This window comes from Methylocystis sp., assembly GCF_046349115.1.
Classification (GTDB): Bacteria; Pseudomonadota; Alphaproteobacteria; order Rhizobiales; family Beijerinckiaceae; genus Methylocystis.
The window spans coordinates 96,353-112,059 of record NZ_JAXMCX010000002.1 but is presented as its reverse complement, the minus strand read 5'-3'; the positions used below and the strand labels follow the sequence as shown (position 1 = coordinate 112,059).

The 15,707-nt window shown below is 60.2% G+C and carries 21 protein-coding genes and 1 tRNA gene; 5 read left to right on the top strand and 17 right to left on the bottom strand.

Annotated features, from left to right (window positions below; translation table 11 throughout):
- Positions 1–5: 5 nt before the first annotated feature.
- From U1E20_RS06335 to U1E20_RS06325, 3 genes are all read right to left on the bottom strand, one after another.
- Positions 6–221 (bottom strand): YdcH family protein, encoded by a 216-nt coding sequence (locus tag U1E20_RS06335; RefSeq protein WP_409979753.1) that lies wholly within the window; start codon positions 219–221, stop codon positions 6–8.
- A gap of 99 nt (positions 222–320) precedes the next feature.
- Positions 321–1,739, bottom strand: a complete 1,419-nt coding sequence (locus U1E20_RS06330) for a protein adenylyltransferase SelO (RefSeq protein ID WP_409979752.1) — start codon at positions 1,737–1,739, stop codon at positions 321–323.
- Between the two features lie 190 nt (positions 1,740–1,929).
- Positions 1,930–2,109 (bottom strand): YdcH family protein, encoded by a 180-nt coding sequence (locus U1E20_RS06325; RefSeq protein ID WP_409979751.1) that lies wholly within the window; start codon positions 2,107–2,109, stop codon positions 1,930–1,932.
- A gap of 252 nt (positions 2,110–2,361) precedes the next feature.
- On the opposite strand from U1E20_RS06325, the gene U1E20_RS06320 reads away from it, so the two are divergent.
- From U1E20_RS06320 to U1E20_RS06310, 3 genes are all read left to right on the top strand, one after another.
- Positions 2,362–2,436 (top strand) — tRNA-Val (locus U1E20_RS06320).
- Positions 2,437–3,203: 767 nt separating this feature from the next.
- Complete coding sequence (locus tag U1E20_RS06315) at positions 3,204–3,635, top strand: hypothetical protein (protein ID WP_409979750.1); 432 nt, start codon at positions 3,204–3,206, stop codon at positions 3,633–3,635.
- Positions 3,636–4,071: 436 nt separating this feature from the next.
- Entirely contained in the window at positions 4,072–4,929 is an 858-nt protein-coding gene (locus U1E20_RS06310; protein ID WP_409980360.1) for a patatin-like phospholipase family protein, read from the top strand.
- A gap of 198 nt (positions 4,930–5,127) precedes the next feature.
- Here the strand turns inward: U1E20_RS06310 and U1E20_RS06305 are convergent, their stop codons facing one another.
- A complete protein-coding gene (locus U1E20_RS06305; protein WP_409979749.1) occupies positions 5,128–5,289 on the bottom strand; it encodes a hypothetical protein in 162 nt (53 codons plus the stop codon).
- A 96-nt stretch (positions 5,290–5,385) separates the two neighbouring features.
- Here U1E20_RS06305 and U1E20_RS06300 point away from each other — a divergent pair, with 96 nt between their 5' ends.
- Positions 5,386–5,997, top strand: a complete 612-nt coding sequence (locus U1E20_RS06300; RefSeq protein WP_409979748.1) for a hypothetical protein — start codon at positions 5,386–5,388, stop codon at positions 5,995–5,997.
- Positions 5,998–6,128: 131 nt separating this feature from the next.
- Here the strand turns inward: U1E20_RS06300 and U1E20_RS06295 are convergent, their stop codons facing one another.
- Positions 6,129–6,335 (bottom strand): hypothetical protein, encoded by a 207-nt coding sequence (locus U1E20_RS06295; RefSeq protein ID WP_409979747.1) that lies wholly within the window; start codon positions 6,333–6,335, stop codon positions 6,129–6,131.
- Positions 6,336–6,921: 586 nt separating this feature from the next.
- Between U1E20_RS06295 and U1E20_RS06290 the strand changes: the two genes are divergently transcribed.
- Positions 6,922–8,193 (top strand): hypothetical protein, encoded by a 1,272-nt coding sequence (locus U1E20_RS06290; protein WP_409979746.1) that lies wholly within the window; start codon positions 6,922–6,924, stop codon positions 8,191–8,193.
- A 644-nt stretch (positions 8,194–8,837) separates the two neighbouring features.
- Here U1E20_RS06290 and U1E20_RS06285 read toward each other — a convergent pair.
- From U1E20_RS06285 to U1E20_RS06230, 12 genes are all read right to left on the bottom strand, one after another.
- Positions 8,838–9,350 (bottom strand): hypothetical protein, encoded by a 513-nt coding sequence (locus U1E20_RS06285; RefSeq protein ID WP_409979745.1) that lies wholly within the window; start codon positions 9,348–9,350, stop codon positions 8,838–8,840.
- Position 9,351: 1 nt separating this feature from the next.
- Positions 9,352–9,771 (bottom strand): hypothetical protein, encoded by a 420-nt coding sequence (locus U1E20_RS06280; protein ID WP_409979744.1) that lies wholly within the window; start codon positions 9,769–9,771, stop codon positions 9,352–9,354.
- Position 9,772: 1 nt separating this feature from the next.
- A complete protein-coding gene (locus tag U1E20_RS06275; protein WP_409979743.1) occupies positions 9,773–10,105 on the bottom strand; it encodes a hypothetical protein in 333 nt (110 codons plus the stop codon).
- Positions 10,106–10,347: 242 nt separating this feature from the next.
- The gene (locus U1E20_RS06270) at positions 10,348–10,638 is read right to left on the bottom strand and encodes a hypothetical protein (protein ID WP_409979742.1); all 291 of its coding nucleotides are present in this window, start codon (positions 10,636–10,638) and stop codon (positions 10,348–10,350) included.
- Between the two features lie 42 nt (positions 10,639–10,680).
- Entirely contained in the window at positions 10,681–11,184 is a 504-nt protein-coding gene (locus U1E20_RS06265) for a hypothetical protein (protein WP_409979741.1), read from the bottom strand.
- Between the two features lie 28 nt (positions 11,185–11,212).
- Positions 11,213–11,470 (bottom strand): hypothetical protein, encoded by a 258-nt coding sequence (locus U1E20_RS06260; RefSeq protein ID WP_409979740.1) that lies wholly within the window; start codon positions 11,468–11,470, stop codon positions 11,213–11,215.
- Positions 11,463–12,242: a hypothetical protein gene (locus tag U1E20_RS06255; RefSeq protein ID WP_409979739.1), complete on the bottom strand. Its 780-nt coding sequence runs from the start codon at positions 12,240–12,242 to the stop codon at positions 11,463–11,465. Before U1E20_RS06255 ends, U1E20_RS06260 begins: the two co-directional genes overlap by 8 nt.
- Positions 12,187–12,381, bottom strand: coding sequence for a hypothetical protein (locus tag U1E20_RS06250; RefSeq protein WP_409979738.1), 195 nt, complete (start codon positions 12,379–12,381; stop codon positions 12,187–12,189). Before U1E20_RS06250 ends, U1E20_RS06255 begins: the two co-directional genes overlap by 56 nt.
- Positions 12,382–12,390: 9 nt before the next feature.
- Positions 12,391–12,849: a single-stranded DNA-binding protein gene (locus U1E20_RS06245; protein ID WP_409979737.1), complete on the bottom strand. Its 459-nt coding sequence runs from the start codon at positions 12,847–12,849 to the stop codon at positions 12,391–12,393.
- Entirely contained in the window at positions 12,846–13,091 is a 246-nt protein-coding gene (locus U1E20_RS06240; RefSeq protein WP_409979736.1) for a hypothetical protein, read from the bottom strand. The genes U1E20_RS06245 and U1E20_RS06240 overlap by 4 nt, the downstream gene beginning before the upstream one ends.
- Positions 13,088–14,659 carry a YfjI family protein gene (locus U1E20_RS06235; protein WP_409979735.1) on the bottom strand — a complete coding sequence of 524 codons (1,572 nt, stop codon included), beginning with the start codon at positions 14,657–14,659 and terminating at the stop codon, positions 13,088–13,090. The genes U1E20_RS06240 and U1E20_RS06235 overlap by 4 nt, the downstream gene beginning before the upstream one ends.
- Complete coding sequence (locus U1E20_RS06230) at positions 14,656–15,555, bottom strand: toprim domain-containing protein (protein WP_409979734.1); 900 nt, start codon at positions 15,553–15,555, stop codon at positions 14,656–14,658. Before U1E20_RS06230 ends, U1E20_RS06235 begins: the two co-directional genes overlap by 4 nt.
- Positions 15,556–15,707: the final 152 nt, after the last annotated feature.

Genomic DNA, 15,707 nt, shown 5'->3' with positions numbered 1-15,707 from the left:
TTCAATTACGCGATGATGTCGGGCGTGAGCTGGTCTTCGAGATAGGCGATGCGGTCGCGCAGCCGCAGCTTGCGCTTCTTCAGCCGCTGAATCTGAAGCTGATCGGCGACGCCCACGGCGAGCAACGCCTCGATCGCGGACTCCAGATCGTGATGCTCCAGCCGCAGCCGTTCCACTTCGGCGCGGATGGCGCTGATGTCGATCTCGCTGGCGTCATTCATCGAAGGCCGCCCTGGACCAACCACAAGCGCTCGGGAATCGATCGCTCTAATACGGAATTATCGCGCCGCAGGCGATAGGCGTTCAAGCGAATTGCTCGATTAAGATTCATAGGCGCTCCGCATCTCCTCGATCTCGGCGATTTTGGCGTAAAGCGGCGCCCAGTCGTCGCGCTCGGCGATCGGCGCCCAGAGCGCCTCCACCTCATCGATGAGCATGGTGCAGGGCGCCGGCCGCTGAAAATAGGGGTGATCGAGCCGCATATTCGGCGCCGGCCGATATTGGGCGAAAGCGGCGCGGATCGGCGCGAAAGCTTCCGCTTGGTAGTGGATCGCCGACGGGCTGCGTTCCGCGCGTTCGGCCGACGCCAATCCGCCGCGCCAGTCGAAGAAACATTGTTCGAACGGCGCTTTCGTCGCTGTAAGAAAATCGACGAAGGCTTTCGCCAGCGCGGCGTCGGCCTCGTCGCCGGCTGAAACGAGGCCGAGCCGATCGAGCAGGGCGCTTCGAAATTCCTTCTGGATGCGGCTCGGAAAACTCACGAGAATCTGTTCGGCGGGCTTCAGTCCGATGAGGTGAATCAGGCACTCGGCCAGCCGCGACAGATTCCAGCCGAGCGCGCCCGGCTGACGGCCAAAGGCGTAAAGCCCGATTTCATCGAAATAGGCGGCGGTGAAGGTCGGGTCGTAGACCGGCGCGAAGCGCCACGGACCATAGTCGAAGCTCTCGCCGGTGACATTGATATTGTCGGAGTTCAGCACGCCGTGAACGAAGCCGGACGCCATATAGCCAGCGCCGAGTCTGGCCACCCGGGACACTGTCTCGTCGAGAAAGGCGAGGGCTCGTTCCTTCGCCGGCAAATCCGCGATGGCCGGAAAATAGTGGCGGCATACATATTCGACGAGCCGGTCGATCGCCGCGGAATCGTCATGGAAGGAAAGGCGCTGAAAGGTGCCGATGCGGATATGCGAATGCGACAGACGCACCAGCACGCTCGAGCGCGCCGGCGAGGGCTCGTCGCCGCGCATCAGCGCCTCGCCGGTTTCGATCAGGCTGAAGGTCTTGGAGGTGTCGACCCCCAGCGCCTCGAGCATTTCGGTCGCCAAAATCTCGCGAACGCCGCCCTTGAGCGTCAGCCGCCCGTCGCCGCGCCGCGACCAGGGAGTCTGGCCGCTGCCCTTGGTGCCGAGATCGAGCAGACGGCCGTCTTGAGAGTCGCGCAATTGCGCGAATAGGAAGCCGCGCCCGTCGCCAAGATCAGCGTTGTAAACGCGGAACTGGTGCCCGTGATAGCGCAGCGCCAGGGGATGCGCGAAGCCGCCCGGCAGTGGCGCAAAGCGCCCGAAATGATCGATCCATTCCGCCTCGCTGAGGCTGTCCAATCCGACCCGCGCGGCCCAGCGCTGATTACGGTAGCGCAGTCGATGCTGCGGAAAGGCCGCGGGTTCGACACGGTCAAAGAACGGCTCGCCGAGGCCTTCGTGCAGCGTCTCGGCGCGGTAAAGCTCGGTGACGGGCATAAGGACGAGGTCTCGCAAATCGCGCGCCGCGGCGCGAATGCTTCAAAAAATATGGCGGAGAAATCTCTCCGCCCATGGCGTAAAGCGATCGTGAACTAGTCGGGAGGAGCCCGAGCGCGCTTAAAGCGCGCTCGAAGCTTTGAACCGATCCCGCGAATTGCGTCCAGGGTTCGTCCGGACGCGGCGTGATCTAGTGGCGCGTTTCGCTGATCGCCAGTTTGGCCAGCTCGTCCTTGATCAGCAATTTCTTGCGCTTGAGTTCCGCTATTTTCAATTCGTCCGCGTGGGGGTGCAGCTGTTCCTCCTCGATCTCCTTCTTGAGCGCCTCATGGCGGCGCTGGAGTTCGACGATATGGCCCTGCAAGGACATGCGAAACCTCCTTAACTGCTCTCCGCTGCGACCAGCGGGAGCCGTAATAAGTCTGCCACAAAGCCGGCCCGTCGCAAGACTTGAAATCATGCATCGTCACAATTCTTTTGCACAGAAAAGCTGCGGTCTTTACCGAGTGTCAATTTTTTCCATGACTTGCGCTGAGCCGCGCTCCCCAACGTCGCAGGGAGGGGGCGCTTGCGCGGCGCCACGTACGCCATTATAGACGGCGCGCCGGCCCACTGGGCCCGAGGGCGCGTAGCTCAGCGGGAGAGCACTACGTTGACATCGTAGGGGTCACAGGTTCAATCCCTGTCGCGCCCACCATCAAAATCAAAGACTTAGTAAGATACAAGAAATCCGCTCAGGGATTGGGGAAGCTCCGGGGAAGCAATCTCGCACTGCTTATAAGGCGTTGCTTTTGTTAGGTGATTTCTCACGCGCGAGGGTTAGTGTGTTGAGGGCCAATCTACGGCGTCGAAAGGTGGTGCCTGACTCGCGCAAGAGACGGTCGCCAACATTTTCCCCGCGCGTCGACGCGGCCTCGAATAGCTGTGGTTGCTGCTTACCACACGCTTATATAAATATGATTTAGAACATATCATGAACATATATGTATATCAGATAGTTACAGATATTCGTGAAGAGATTTACCGCTATGCTTCTCGGCCTCGTGTTCTCAAAAGCGCCTATCGTGGTCACTGCCATTACTGACAAAAGGTCTAGGCGCGATCTGGGAAAACGCCTATGAGACGGACTGCCAAAGCTGACAAAAGGTAGGGCGCAACCGCCTCCAGCCGCTCGCTTACTATCGCGGTCACCGGCCGGAGAGACTGCCTGTGCCGCGCTTCCGACAGTTCGCGGCTGCTCGTCGAGCGCTAGCGGCCCGGAACCCGAATTCCGCCATCCCCCACGGTCTCACCGAAGGGGATACACATCAAAAAAGCTATAAATAGTTCGTAAATTCAAGCATATGACTGCAACATACTCGCCAACTCCCCATTGGGGAAGCGCTGGGGAAGCCTATTGCCTCTTTTCGACGCTTATGCTCAAACAAAGCATATGCTTCGCGAAGGCTTGCGGGAGCGCGCTTTATGGAGCCCTACACGATCGTCCGGACGACGACCGATCTGCGCCGCGCGATCGATGAGCGCAGACGCGAGATCGGCCTCACGATGTTGGAGCTCGACGACGCGGCTGGCGTTCAATCGGGATATTCCTCGAAGCTCCTGGGTCCGGGCCGCATGAAATGCTTCGGCGAAATGTCGCTGAAAAGCCTCCTGGGCGCATTGGGCCTCAAGCTCGTCGTCGCGCTCGAAGATGCGCCGCACCTGCTCGAAGAGAGCGCGCCGATCGGCGACCTTGCCCTATCGTCGCTCTTGGGCGTCCTGGGGCTCCGGCTCGCGCTCGTGGCGGATGACGCCTTGATCCCGGCGCTCACGCGCCGCCTGCAGGAAGCGCGCTTGTCCGCCGCCCAGGTCGAGCGCCTCGAGCGCCCCGACCGACGGACGCCGCTTGCCGCCTGAACGAGCCGGCGCGGCCCGCTGATGCGCTTCACGGCGCCGGCGCGCCACTCCGCCCGCGATCGAGGAGCAATCCACCCGGGCGAGGCGTGGGAGGGGCGCGGCCGCGGCGCCGGGGGTGGGGGTAAAATCGAACTCCTGACCACGAGTTCCACCCTCCCGCGCGCGATTCTCGCTCCCGAAAACCCGGCTGACATGGAATTTTTCAACCTTCCGAAAAATTCGGAAAGTTGACGGACGAGCGTTCGGCGGGTCGCTTGCCTGAGTGGGAGGAAATCAGCCCCGCCGCCATATTTTTTCTCGGTCTTCGGGGATTTTAGCCCTCCGAGGAGATCGCCGTTTCAGCTGAGGCGAACACGTGACGCGGCGGAGCCATCAAATCATGGAGTGTCCTGTCCTAAATTAGGTTCGTCGATACCCGCGAAAGGGGGTGGTCGCCATGAATGAAGCCACACGCAAGACGGCGTTTGTGTTTGCGGGCGGCGGGAGCCTGGGAGCGGTGCAGGTTGGCATGTTGCGCACCCTCTTGGCGGCAGGTGAGCGGCCGGATTTCGTCGTTGGCGCATCGGTCGGCGCACTGAACGCAGCTTACTTTGCTGGCGCGCCAACGCGCGAAGGCGTGAAGAAGCTCGAGCAAATCTGGTGCGGACTGCGGCGCGTCGACGTGTTTCCGATCACTTGGGCAAGTGCATTCGGCTTGCTTCGGCATCCCGACAACATTATCGATCCCTCTCGCCTGCGGCGCGTGATCGAAACTCACCTGGCGTTCTCGCGTATCGAGGATGCAAAAATTCCTTTGCACGTCGTTGCGACCGACCTGCAAGGCTTAGCAGTCGCTCTTTCACACGGACTGGCGGTCGAGGCGATCCTCGCGAGCGCAGCAATTCCCGGCATCTTCCCGCCCGTCGAAATAGACGGTCAGATTTTGATGGACGGCGCCGTCGCCGCCAGCACTTCGATCCGAATGGCCGCGAAACTGGGAGCGTTGCGAATTATCATCCTCCCGACGGGTTACGCCTGCGCATTGAAGGAGCCGCCGAGGGGAGCCGTCGCCAAGACGCTGCACGCAATCACGTTATTGATTGCATGGCGGCTCATGAATGATCTTGAACACCTTCCAGATTGGATCGATGTGCATCTCGCGCCGGCGCTCTGTCCACTCGACATTTCCCCGTTTGACTTTTCGGCGTCGAGATATCTCATCGAACGCGCCGCCGAGAACACCCAGAAATGGGTCGAGCGCGGCGGCCTGACGCGCCGCGCTCTGGCGAGTGAACTCGCCGCACATCGCCATTGATCGACGCGATCGAGCCGGCCTGCTCGGATGAAAGCCAAATCCCCAATTTGGTGACTGCCACGCTGTCAGGAGCCATTTTGGCGGCCCTTGGGAGTCAAGCGCGTGCATCCGCTCAGCTTCTCCGACGTTGACGGTTGATTACACCCGCGGGTGCGCGCATCTCCTCGGGATCAGCCGTCTGGCTCTCCGACGATAGGATCAGAAGAAGCCGGTTCCCAAGGGATATTGGGCTTGACGAGACTGGCGCGCGGGGGGAAAGGCGTGCCGATAAAAAAAATTATCGCTGACGCCGAGTTCGAGTCCGATCAATGACTTGCGCGCAATAAAAAATTTATTCAAAACACCTTTATAAACAGACATTTACATCAATCGCGGGCGCTGCTATAAGGATGCGGCCGGGCGCGGCACTCGCCATGCCTTGCCCGGCCTGACCACACCGAACAACAGGAGTTCGACATGGCTACTGCTCAGAATACCAGAACCGCGCCCACGCAAGCATCCCGTCGGCAAGGACAGGCCGGCGCAGACCCGATTTTTGGGGCGATCGCGGCCTTGGACCGCGCGACGACCAAAGCTGAAACTGCGGAAGCCGCCTACGAGAAAGCGCAAAAGGCTTACGACGCCGCCTGCCGGAAGATCGGGCTCGTGAAATATCGAGGTGAGTATGTGCGCAGCATTGGGCGCTTTGAAGTAGTTGCAGGAGTAGCGGGTATCGGGATGCCGGTTTTCGGCAAAGAAGCTCGAATTGAACGGCTCCTTGAAAGTCCTGGGCGTGCTCGATCTGATTATCTCCGAGCGCGCGCGCAGCTCGAAGAGCGCGTTGGCGCCTTTGAGGAGGCGGAGCGTGACAGCCGCGTTAAAACACTCGAGAAAGCTCTGTCGCGCGCTTGGAGCGCTCAGTGGGAGGCCGAACGCGCCGTGATCGAAATGGAGCCGACGACGGGCGCAGGTGCGATGGCGCAGCTGCGCGTCCTGGCCACGGCCATAGAAGGGAACCCCGATTATTCGTTTGAAGCCCCCGACGTGATCCGGTTTGCGCTCGCTCTCATCGAGGCGCCCGCACGCTGATCCATCGCGGTCGCAACAGAACGCCCCGACCGTGGATGGAACGGCGGGGCGTTTTTGATTTTTTTAGCAAGGTTGCCAGCGTGCCGCTTTGATAACGATCATGCGTAAATCTGGTGGTTATATGAGACACGCTAGACCATGATCGCGACACTGTCGGTCGCGACCAGAAGGCCGATCGAGTAGAAGCGACGCTGCAGCATCTCAGCGTGATGTGCTTCCAAGAAACCGTTTCCCTCGATCCATGAGACCTGTTCGATCGACAAGCCCGTCCGGTCAGCGAATGTCTCTTTCGAGATTTCGTGAACCCGCCGATACGCGCGAACTGCAGAGCCAAACATTACGTATCTCCATAATCTTGAATCACTTTTTGCAAAATATCTCATTCCGCCCTAGATGGCCATCCGGCTCAAATCAAAGCGCCGCATGGCGCAAATCACGGATTGTTGCGGCAAGTTGCGCAAATCGCCGCGCGGCTCGGTGTCCGGCAAGAGGCCGAAAATTTATTTCTATAGGCAGTCCTTCGGGTCCGCTGTCAGCGCCCGCGCGATCGTCTGCGCGACGGGCGCGCCGCCATCCGCGCCTGAGAGGCGATTGACGAGCGCTCGCCTGGTCGGCTCGTCTTCGAAATAGACATAGGCGAGCGCAACGCCGCTCGCGTCTTCGACGGCTAAGGACTCACCGCCATTGCGGATGCGCGGCGCTGCTCACATCGCCCCTTACACGAAGCCGGACTAGCGTCGCCGCACAAGGAAGTCCTGGTTCTGCCCTTCGATCACGCTTTGCGCGTCGGCGCGAAAGCGAAACGGTACTCAGAATCGGTTGACGCCGTAGCCGATCAGCGTTGTCGCCTTGTCGAATTTGGGGCACCGGGCTACGATCGGTCGTCGATTGAAATCGCTCTCGCTACCGGCTCAGAGATATTGCATGGTTTCGCCTGTAATTAAATTGGAAGAACCCGCCGTTTCTAACCCGACTGCAATTGCTGGATGGGACACGACCGTGCTTTCGGTTATCATTTTACTTGGCGTGATCGGGCTGCTTGCATTTTTGGTCGGTCCACTGCGCCGACAGCGACGGGAGACATCGTCGCAATCAGAAACTAGATCGCCTGGTATCAAACTAACGGGAGAAACCGAGGCGCTTGCAAGGAGACTTGCAAGCGCTCAGAATTGTTCAATAGACGACACAATACGTCTCGCCTTGGAAGAAAAGGAGGATGAGGAGGAGGAAGGTGGATCGGTGCCAAAAGCTAATTGGAAGAAGGCTCTACACACAAGAAGTCATTTGCTTTTCTGGTTTGGTATCGTTTTAATTCTTGCGGGGGCTGCGCTCGGCAAAACGTGGGTCGAGTTCTTCGTTCCATCGAAAGAAATCGTGGCTACGTTCGTCGGCGAGCTAGGCTTCGCGACGCTGATCGCATATTTTGTAAGTACCGGAATAGAGTCTATTGCACGTGAGCGGCACAACGCAAACGTCCTCAAACAGATCAAGAGAATAAAGCGTGATGTTTTCGAGGCGATATATAAGAAGGATCATGACCCGCGATTGATAGATTTCATCGACAGCAACATTTTCAGGCATCCGTTTTATCGGACTGACTTCTCTTTAAGAGTGAGAATTTGCTACCTCGACGACTGTGATTACGCCAAGGTCCCCAACGCAGAAGACCCGGTTCTGGTGCACGTCACTTCCCGTAATGTCGTCAAGAACATATCTACGGTCGACCATGAGTATCCAATAAATGTCTTCATTGAGAAGCCATACATTCAAACGCTTAAGCCGAGAGTGGGCTTGAAGGGCCTGACTATCAACGGCGCTCCGCTGAGTGCGGCAGACCTGCAAGATGCGCTGAAGGAAGAAACCGAGGATTTTCTCCGATACGAAAAAATCGTACCGATCGGGAAAAAAGAGAGTGTCGTTGTCCAATCAGATTTGTGCTGCGTCAAATTTGCACGAGATGAAATGCCTTGGCGTAGTCACGATACATCCAATGGATTTTACGTGTCTGTGGAGCATCCGCCGGGGATCAAGGCCGACGCATTGCCCATTCACAGAAACACCTCAATCCGACCGCAGCATAATGCCGGCGCTCAGCTTGAACTACGAATCGACGAGCCGCTCTTTCCGCACAACGGGGTTACTATTTGGTGGGCTCCGCAAAATGTGACAACCAGGAACGAAGCAGATGGAACTTGATGCCTCTTGATACGTTGAGGTGTCGTAGCGATATGCCGGGTTGACTAAGACCGCACCAAGCAGATTCGACTCTTGCGAGAAGGGGCGCTATACCCTGAGAATGCCGAAAACTTAACGGTTCTTTAATAAGTCGGTGAGGATGCTGGCGCCGATCAAACAGGAAGCGATATGATCATGTCTATCCATGCAACTCCGGGCGGCGGCGGCGGTGGCTCTTGAGCGATCAAAACGTGGGTTTTCTGCGGGCGTGGAACGTCGAGGGAAGGTTGCTCAGTAGCTTTTCCACGATAACGGCATAATCCCCCCAGCCCATTGGAGCAAGCTCCTAGCGGTCCGCCGCTGGCGGATGACTTCGATCCTGGTCGTCGGCGCGATGTTGTAGCGCGGCACGAGGTTCCTGGGGTGGCCGATCAAGTCGGCGAGCCGTTGAAGCTCTTCCCAAGACGATGCTGCGCAAAACGTCCGCACATGGCGTTAGCATAGCATTAGCCGCTGCGGATGGTCGCGCTTGTTCGGATCGCCCGGCGCGCTTAGGAATCGGCCTGTCGCCTGCTAGCAGACGACGATCCTTTCAACCGCAAGACTCCAGCCCGGCCGGCGACGACCGGGCTTTTTCGTGCGTGGCCACGCGAGCCGCCCGTCGCTCAATAATCCTGGTTCGCGAAGCCGAGGCGCTTAAATAGCGACCCGCCCGCGAAAAGCAGCCCCGTCACATCAAGCTGTTGAGCATTCCGGTTTGCCGCGTTGATCGCATTCACGCCGCTGAGCGCGTAGAGCGCCGCGGAATTCTTGTCAGCCTGCGCCTGCATCCGAATGTTACTCGTCGCCGTCGTGCGCGCTTCGTCGGAAAGCTCCGAGAACCGATTCTTGACCGCCCAGGAGGACGGAGAACTGTCGGTTGTTCCAGTCGTCGCCAGCACGGCGTCGATGTTCGCCAACGCCTTCTGCTGCTCGCGGCGGAACGCCGTGTCAGTCTCAGTGGCCTTCAGTTCTCCAGCCTGCGCGGCGAGCTGCGCCTGCGCGGCGTCGTAGAAGCGCGATATCGCGGTATCCTGACCTTGGGCGCGCGCGTTCGCGGCGGCCGTGCGGCCTTTCAGGAAATATCCGCCCGCTGACAGGCCGGTTGCGGCGAGGGAGAGGCCGGTCGCGAGGCCCATGTCACGCAACTCCTTGGGGTTCGGCTAAGATCATCGCGTGCAATTGCTGTTCGGCCTCGGTGGGGAGCAAACAGTCGAGGGAAGGGATCATCCCCATCTCGAAAGGCGTAGGCTGATGACCCTCGCCGCGCGGCGGCGACGGCTCGCGTTCGATCCAGGCCAGCGCATGATCCGGGAAAACGCCGCTGCTCTCGGTGGGCCGCAGCGCGAGCACCGCGAAGCCGGCCGGGATGAATGGACTTAAGAGCCGTGCGAGCTCGACGGCGCTGCGATCGGATTTTACAAAATACTGATACGGCACGAACGAGAGCACGTCGCGGATCGTCGGGCCGCGCAACAGAACATCATGCAGCCCGACGATGTCGATGCCGACCGATGAAACGTTTAAAGCGTAAAGCTCGACAGCCCGGCGCGTCGCCATTTTAGAAATTCCCGAAACATGTTCCCGGATCACGCGCCGTAACGGGCGCGCCGGGCAAATTTCGCTCGCACGCTTCAATGTTAACGAGTTGCTGGGGATGGAATTGATCGAGATTGAGCAGCTTCATAAATTGCCGTTCATCAATCTTGGCGAGCGCCTGCTCCATCGCCTCAAGGTCGATACCTTGGCTCTCGATCTGACGGCGATTGAAGCCATGAATTTCGAGGGTGCGCAGAATGCTCCGTAAGATGCCCTTAGGAGTGCTTGTGGAGCCGAACGCCTTCGTCTCGCCGCCGACGTAGAATTTAATGACGCCTCTGTTTTCGAGTGACATGGTTTTCCCTTTCAGTTTTGCGCTATGTGCGCTTATTCACCACACGCGTCTCTTCGAACGCCGACGCCTTTTTGCTTCGCGCAATTCTTCCTCGGTCGGCATATTGCGCCTGTCCCGATTGCGCGCGACATGGGCGGCCCAAGTGGCGTCCCACGACGGGATGGCCGCGAACTCGTGGCGCGAAACGACGCGCCCGTTCGGGCCGTAGTCTGACCGATGGCCTGGCGGCGCGTCGTCGTTCACTAACTCAAGTCCCCGAAATGCGATGTGATCGGCCCGTTGTGCGAGGCTGCGCTGCCGTCCGGAATCGGCGTCGACTGCTCGATGACAACCAGCGCGGCGTGCGACGCGTTGAGTGCCTTTCGGAGGTTTTCCGCGTTTGCGCTTCCGAGCGCGGCGCTGAGGTCATCCCAGTCGTTTTGCGTGATCCCGGCGCGCGACAAGAGCCTTGCGCGCGTCTCGTTGCGCTGCGCTGCGCGCTTATCGATCGCGCTTAAAATTCCGAGAGGTGCGGCGATGCTTGCTAAGATCATTGTAGGTTCCTTTGCGCGTTGCGCTCATGGCTTCTTCACAAATCAGCAGCCGCCGTAAGCGATCCAGGTATTGGCCGTGACCGACGGCGTGGTGCCGCCGATCACCGCGTAGCAGCGCAGATAGCGGTAGGTGATTCCGCACTTCAAATTTGCGAATGGAAACTGGCTGCGCGTTCCGGCAGGACCGGGAGTCGAGCCGGGCGCCGGAGTGGCGCCGGGGATCGTCGCTAACAAACGGCCCGACGCTCCGCCGAAATTCTGCGATTGCAGGATTTCGACATTGCCGTTCGCCCAGCTCACATCGTTCGAGCCGAGTAAGTGGAATGTGTAAGACTCGTCGCCGGTGGCCTGGTCCATTGCGGTCATGCTGATCACCCACTCGCCGCGCACGTGACCATTGCCAATGTCGATCTGCGCGGGCGCGCCGAAATAGCCGGTCGAGGTTTTCGTTTCGGCGACGCCATTCGCGCCGAAAGCAAGCGTAGCGTCGAAGGGAGCCGCCAGAGTCGGCGGGGCGAAGGGTAATGCATTTGGCGTGAGCGGCATGTCTCTTTTCCTTGTTCTGTAGCCGGGGCTATTTCGAACCCTCGATCTGTTCCTTCAGCGCCGCATGATGTCGTGCGGCCGTCCACTTCTGCTCGAACGACATCGACTCGTCCTGCTCGCGCGCCATGGTGCGGAGCTCTTTTTCGAACGTCGCGCGATCGGCTGGCGACAATGCGCCGACGCGGCGCTCAATCTCGAGTTCTGCTGCGGTCCTCTTCAGCGGGTCTAAGTCGGCGGCATCGGCGGTCGGGAGGGATCGAACAAAATCGCGAATTTTGTTAGTCATCGCCGGCCTCGTTGTCAGCCGCGCGCGTGAGCATTCGCTCGTCGCGTGTCAGCGGATTGGTTTCGATGATCGATTTGGGTTCTATCCCGTTTTCGAGCGGCGTTGTCGGGATGTTCGCAGGCAAGCGGATCACGATGCCGGGCTGGAGATTTACGCCGACGCCAACATTCACATTGACGGAAGGCCCGCGCGCTTCGTCGCCGATGATGGTCTGCGCAGCTTGCAGCCTCACCTTTCGATCCGCTGCGGTGTTCTCCCCGCGATCGGACAATATCTCGCCGACCGTCATCAGCGCGTGCGCCTTCATGCCTGAACGGAGCGCTTGGAGTTGAAGGGCAAGTTCCTTCTGTGCAATCGGCTGCGAAAGAATGAACCTCGCGTGACGGCGACGGATGCGCAACAGGTCCGCCGCTTCTTCGAGCTTCATCGGCTCGCCGGGCTCAAGCGGCCGGCGGTTATCGGGGTCGAACTCCGTTGGCGCGGCTCTCGTGATTTGACTGACGTAGGCATGCGGGCATCCGCTGACCATGTAGCTGATCAGGAGTTGCGACTTGGCGTCGAGCGCGGTGAGCGGCTTTTTTTTCGATGCGCGCTGATGCCCGAGCACCTGCAAGCGGTTGCGCGGCGCAAGAGTCGAATTGCTGTTGTCGATGTCAGCCGTGTCAGACAAGTCCTTGATCCTTTGGCCGATCTTTACGCGCGAAGCCCGAATGCCTTCAACGCACCATGGGCGGCGCGCGGCGGGGCCGCGTGTATTCCTCGGGAATTTCAATTCCGGCGAGGCGCATCCATCCAATCACGCCGCTGACCGGCGCGCCGGTGAGTTTGGCGGCTTGCTCGATGGTGATCTTACCGCGGCGCAGTTTCGTGAGCGCTTCGCGTTTCTTGGGATTTTCGGCTGAGCGGACCATATCGCCTCGCTAGAGAGGAATGTCGTCGTTGAGGTCAGTGTCGGCAGCATGCCAACCATGAGGCGCGCTGGGCGAGCGATGGCCGCTGGCGCGCCTGGAGCCGCTCGACGAACGATTGGTGCGGGCAGGGTCGTTCGGCGAGCCGGCGAGCTGCTTTTCGGGCTTGCGCGGGGGCTGCTGCAGGGCGAGGACGCGATCGGCGACAAGCGAAAAAGAAAGGCGCGGCTCGCCGTCGTCGGGGCGATATAGTTCGGCGCGCATCGCGCCCTGCACTGACACGGCGTCGCCTTCGGACAGGCGCATGATCTCTTCGCTGGCGCTTTCGCTGAAGATGGTGACGCGCCAAAATTGAGAGCCTTCGCCGTCGCGAACGCGGATGGTGGCTGACACATAGGACTTGCCCGCGCGCGAGGTTTTGCGCTCGGGCGTGCGATAGAGCGCGCCTTGAATGAGAACATGCGCGGTCATGGCGCGGCCCTCCATTTCTGAAAATCGACAACGACCGTTTCGTCGCGGACGATGTTGCGGATCGTCAGCCGGCCGGCGCGCCAGCCTTCGACGGGCTGTTTCCACCAGTCACGGCGGCGCGCGTATTCGGCGGCCATCTCTTCGAATAGGCGTGCGACAGATGTGGAGGGATCGCGGTTCGCCATCGATGGCTCGGTCGTTTGGGCATCGAGCGCTTTGAGGCGGGCGAGATAGCCGCTCATTTCGCGGCCCTCGGATTGATCGCGAACGTTATGCGGGGACGGCCGGCGGTCTTGATTTCATTTGGCGCGATCCAATCAAGGTCGCAAAGTAAGTCGAGGCCGGCCTGCACTTGTTCGCGATTCGCTAAGTTCGTCCACTGGCTTCGGTAAATGTCGCGCGCCGAAAAGCGGTCTGTCAGATCGCCTTTACGGATGCGCGACAGGATCGCCTTTGCCGTCGTCGTCTCGGCCTGTGAACCCGCCGCGTAAGCGCGCCGCGCATGGCTTTCGAGATATTCACACAAGGCGAGCGCTCGAACGATCGCGCTCTCCCCGATTTTATCTTGTCCGCCGTCTGCGAGGTGGTTGATAAGCGCCAGAGCCGGAGCGAGCTTGCGATATTTCGCGATGTGACTTTCGAGCGCCTCGGACATTCCACCACCGGCGCGAAGCTTCTTTTCAAGTTCGGCGCGCCATTCCTTGAAAACGTCCAGCGCGGGGGCGTCGAAGCGCAGGAACGGCACGGGTTCGAACTGATCTTTTTCGGCGCCGATGGCGAGAGGGTTCAAATTGTCCAGACGCTCGAACGTCTCCCAAGCGGCCTTGCGGGCGGCGCTGTCCGGGTAATCGTCGACATCGCGCCATTCTGGCGATTGGTCGGGCCAAACAAGCAAGCCGAATCGCTGAATCAAACCGTCGTCGCCATCGTTTCCCGCATTGGCGCGCAGCATATATTCCGCGAGTTTCCCCGGCTGCGTCGATCCGAGCAACGAGACGCATGCGCACTCGACACGGGTCTTCCCGCGAATTATGCGATCGAAAGTGTAGCCGGTCTTACCGTTCCACGCCGACAGATAGAAACCACGCGCGGCGGCCTGCTCGTCGCGGTCCAACGTCTTCAACAGCGAAACAATCTCGTCCCGAAAGGCCAGCACGCCGTTTGGGTTGTCGGACAATATCTCGCCGAGCTTTTCGTAGCTCGTGTCATCAACGATGTATCGGCGCGGCTTTGGCTCTGCCGGCTCTTCGAATGACAGGTGCCGTTCGGCGTTTTCCTCGCCTTTCTTGATCGCCTCGCGGACTTTTCGCTCTGCCTCTTCTTTGCGAATTTTGAGAACGGTGCGCTCTTTTTCGTAGTCCTTAGCGGCGGCCTCGTTCGCCAGGCGCGCGTCGGCTTCGAGGCGGCGGAGAGGTTTCAGCGCCTCGCTCATTGCAGGCGACTTCATGACGCCGGGCCGGCCAATGAGCATGCCCCAAAGGTTCGGAACTTCGAACCAGTCGGTTTTAAGTTGCGGACGGATCGCCACCTTGCGGCCGAGAACCGCGCCAAGAGCGACGATCGCCGAAACGCCCACGAAATCCGGCGGACATTGCATGCGATCCGATATGTCGGCGGCCCAGGGACGAAGCGCATCTGGGAGAAACGCGTTGTCGAAGCGCGCGACAGGTAGAAGCCCCTCAGGGAGAGGCTTCGGCTCCGGCCATGGCGTCTTATCGCGACCGTTCACTTTCACGCTTTCCCCTTTCGGAAATTCAATGACGGCGGGCGGCCCATTGTCGAAAGGGATGTCGCTTAGTTCGTCTGTCATTGCGTCGCGCCTTTTTTCGATCTGGCGGCCGCAACGTCGGCGAAGTCGCCGTGTGGATGCTGCGGGGTGTGAATGAACCGACGCAAGTTAATGTGCGCGTCTGCGGCGTCGCGGGCCGCTTCCTGGCCCGGCGTGTCGGCGTCGGCGAAGATGCGAAGGCGCTTCACCGTGTGTGGAATTTTAATGCTCGCCATGCGTTTTGCGCCGAGGCAGGCCCAGACCGGAACGCTGTGCAGCTGCATGGCTGCGATTGCGGTTTCGATACCCTCGGCGATGCCGAGCTCTTCGCCGGCAGCGCCAAGCCGAACCGCGCCATCACGCAGCGCGCCGATGGTCAGGCGAGGCGGATCGGTCTTCGCTTTGCCGCAACCATCTGGCGCGATCCAAGTGAGCTGCGCCGCGATGATCTGACGATCCGGCGCTTGCACGGCGGCGATCAGCGCGTTGAACGGAACGCGTGACATGAAGCCGTGCGCGTCGCGGGGCAAAAAGCGCAAACTCGGCATTGCGTCGACGCGCAAGCCGCGATTGCGCAGATAGGTCTGCGCCAGGGTTCCGGCGATGGGCTCGCCTTGTCGCCAAAGATCGAGAGCGAGCGGATTCGGCGTTTGCGGCGGCTCGGCCATCGCCTCACAGCGCGAAGGCGCCCGGCGTTCGCGAAGGGCGCGATCGTTGTCGAGCAACCCGCGCTGACGCAGCGCGTCGAGCACGTCGAGCGGATCGCAGCCTGCGAAGCAATGGACGAGTAGGCGGCCGTCGTCGCCGTCGCGGATCGATAGGCTGGGGTTGCGATCGCCGCGCCCGTTTCCGTGTGACGCGACAGGGCAGCGGCAGAGGAATCCGCCGCCGTGACGATGGCCCTTCAAGGCGCGAGATATGGCAGCGGCGCTGGTCATTCGCGCCCCCCTCTGATCGCGAACAAAGCCGGCGCGAATTGGTCGCCGCCGTAGCCGCGAATTAAGGCCACCGGGAGGGCGGCATAGACTTCGAGGCGTTGGCGAACGTCCGCGCCAGCTTCGATCTCCCGAAGAAATTCGAAGAGCGGGCG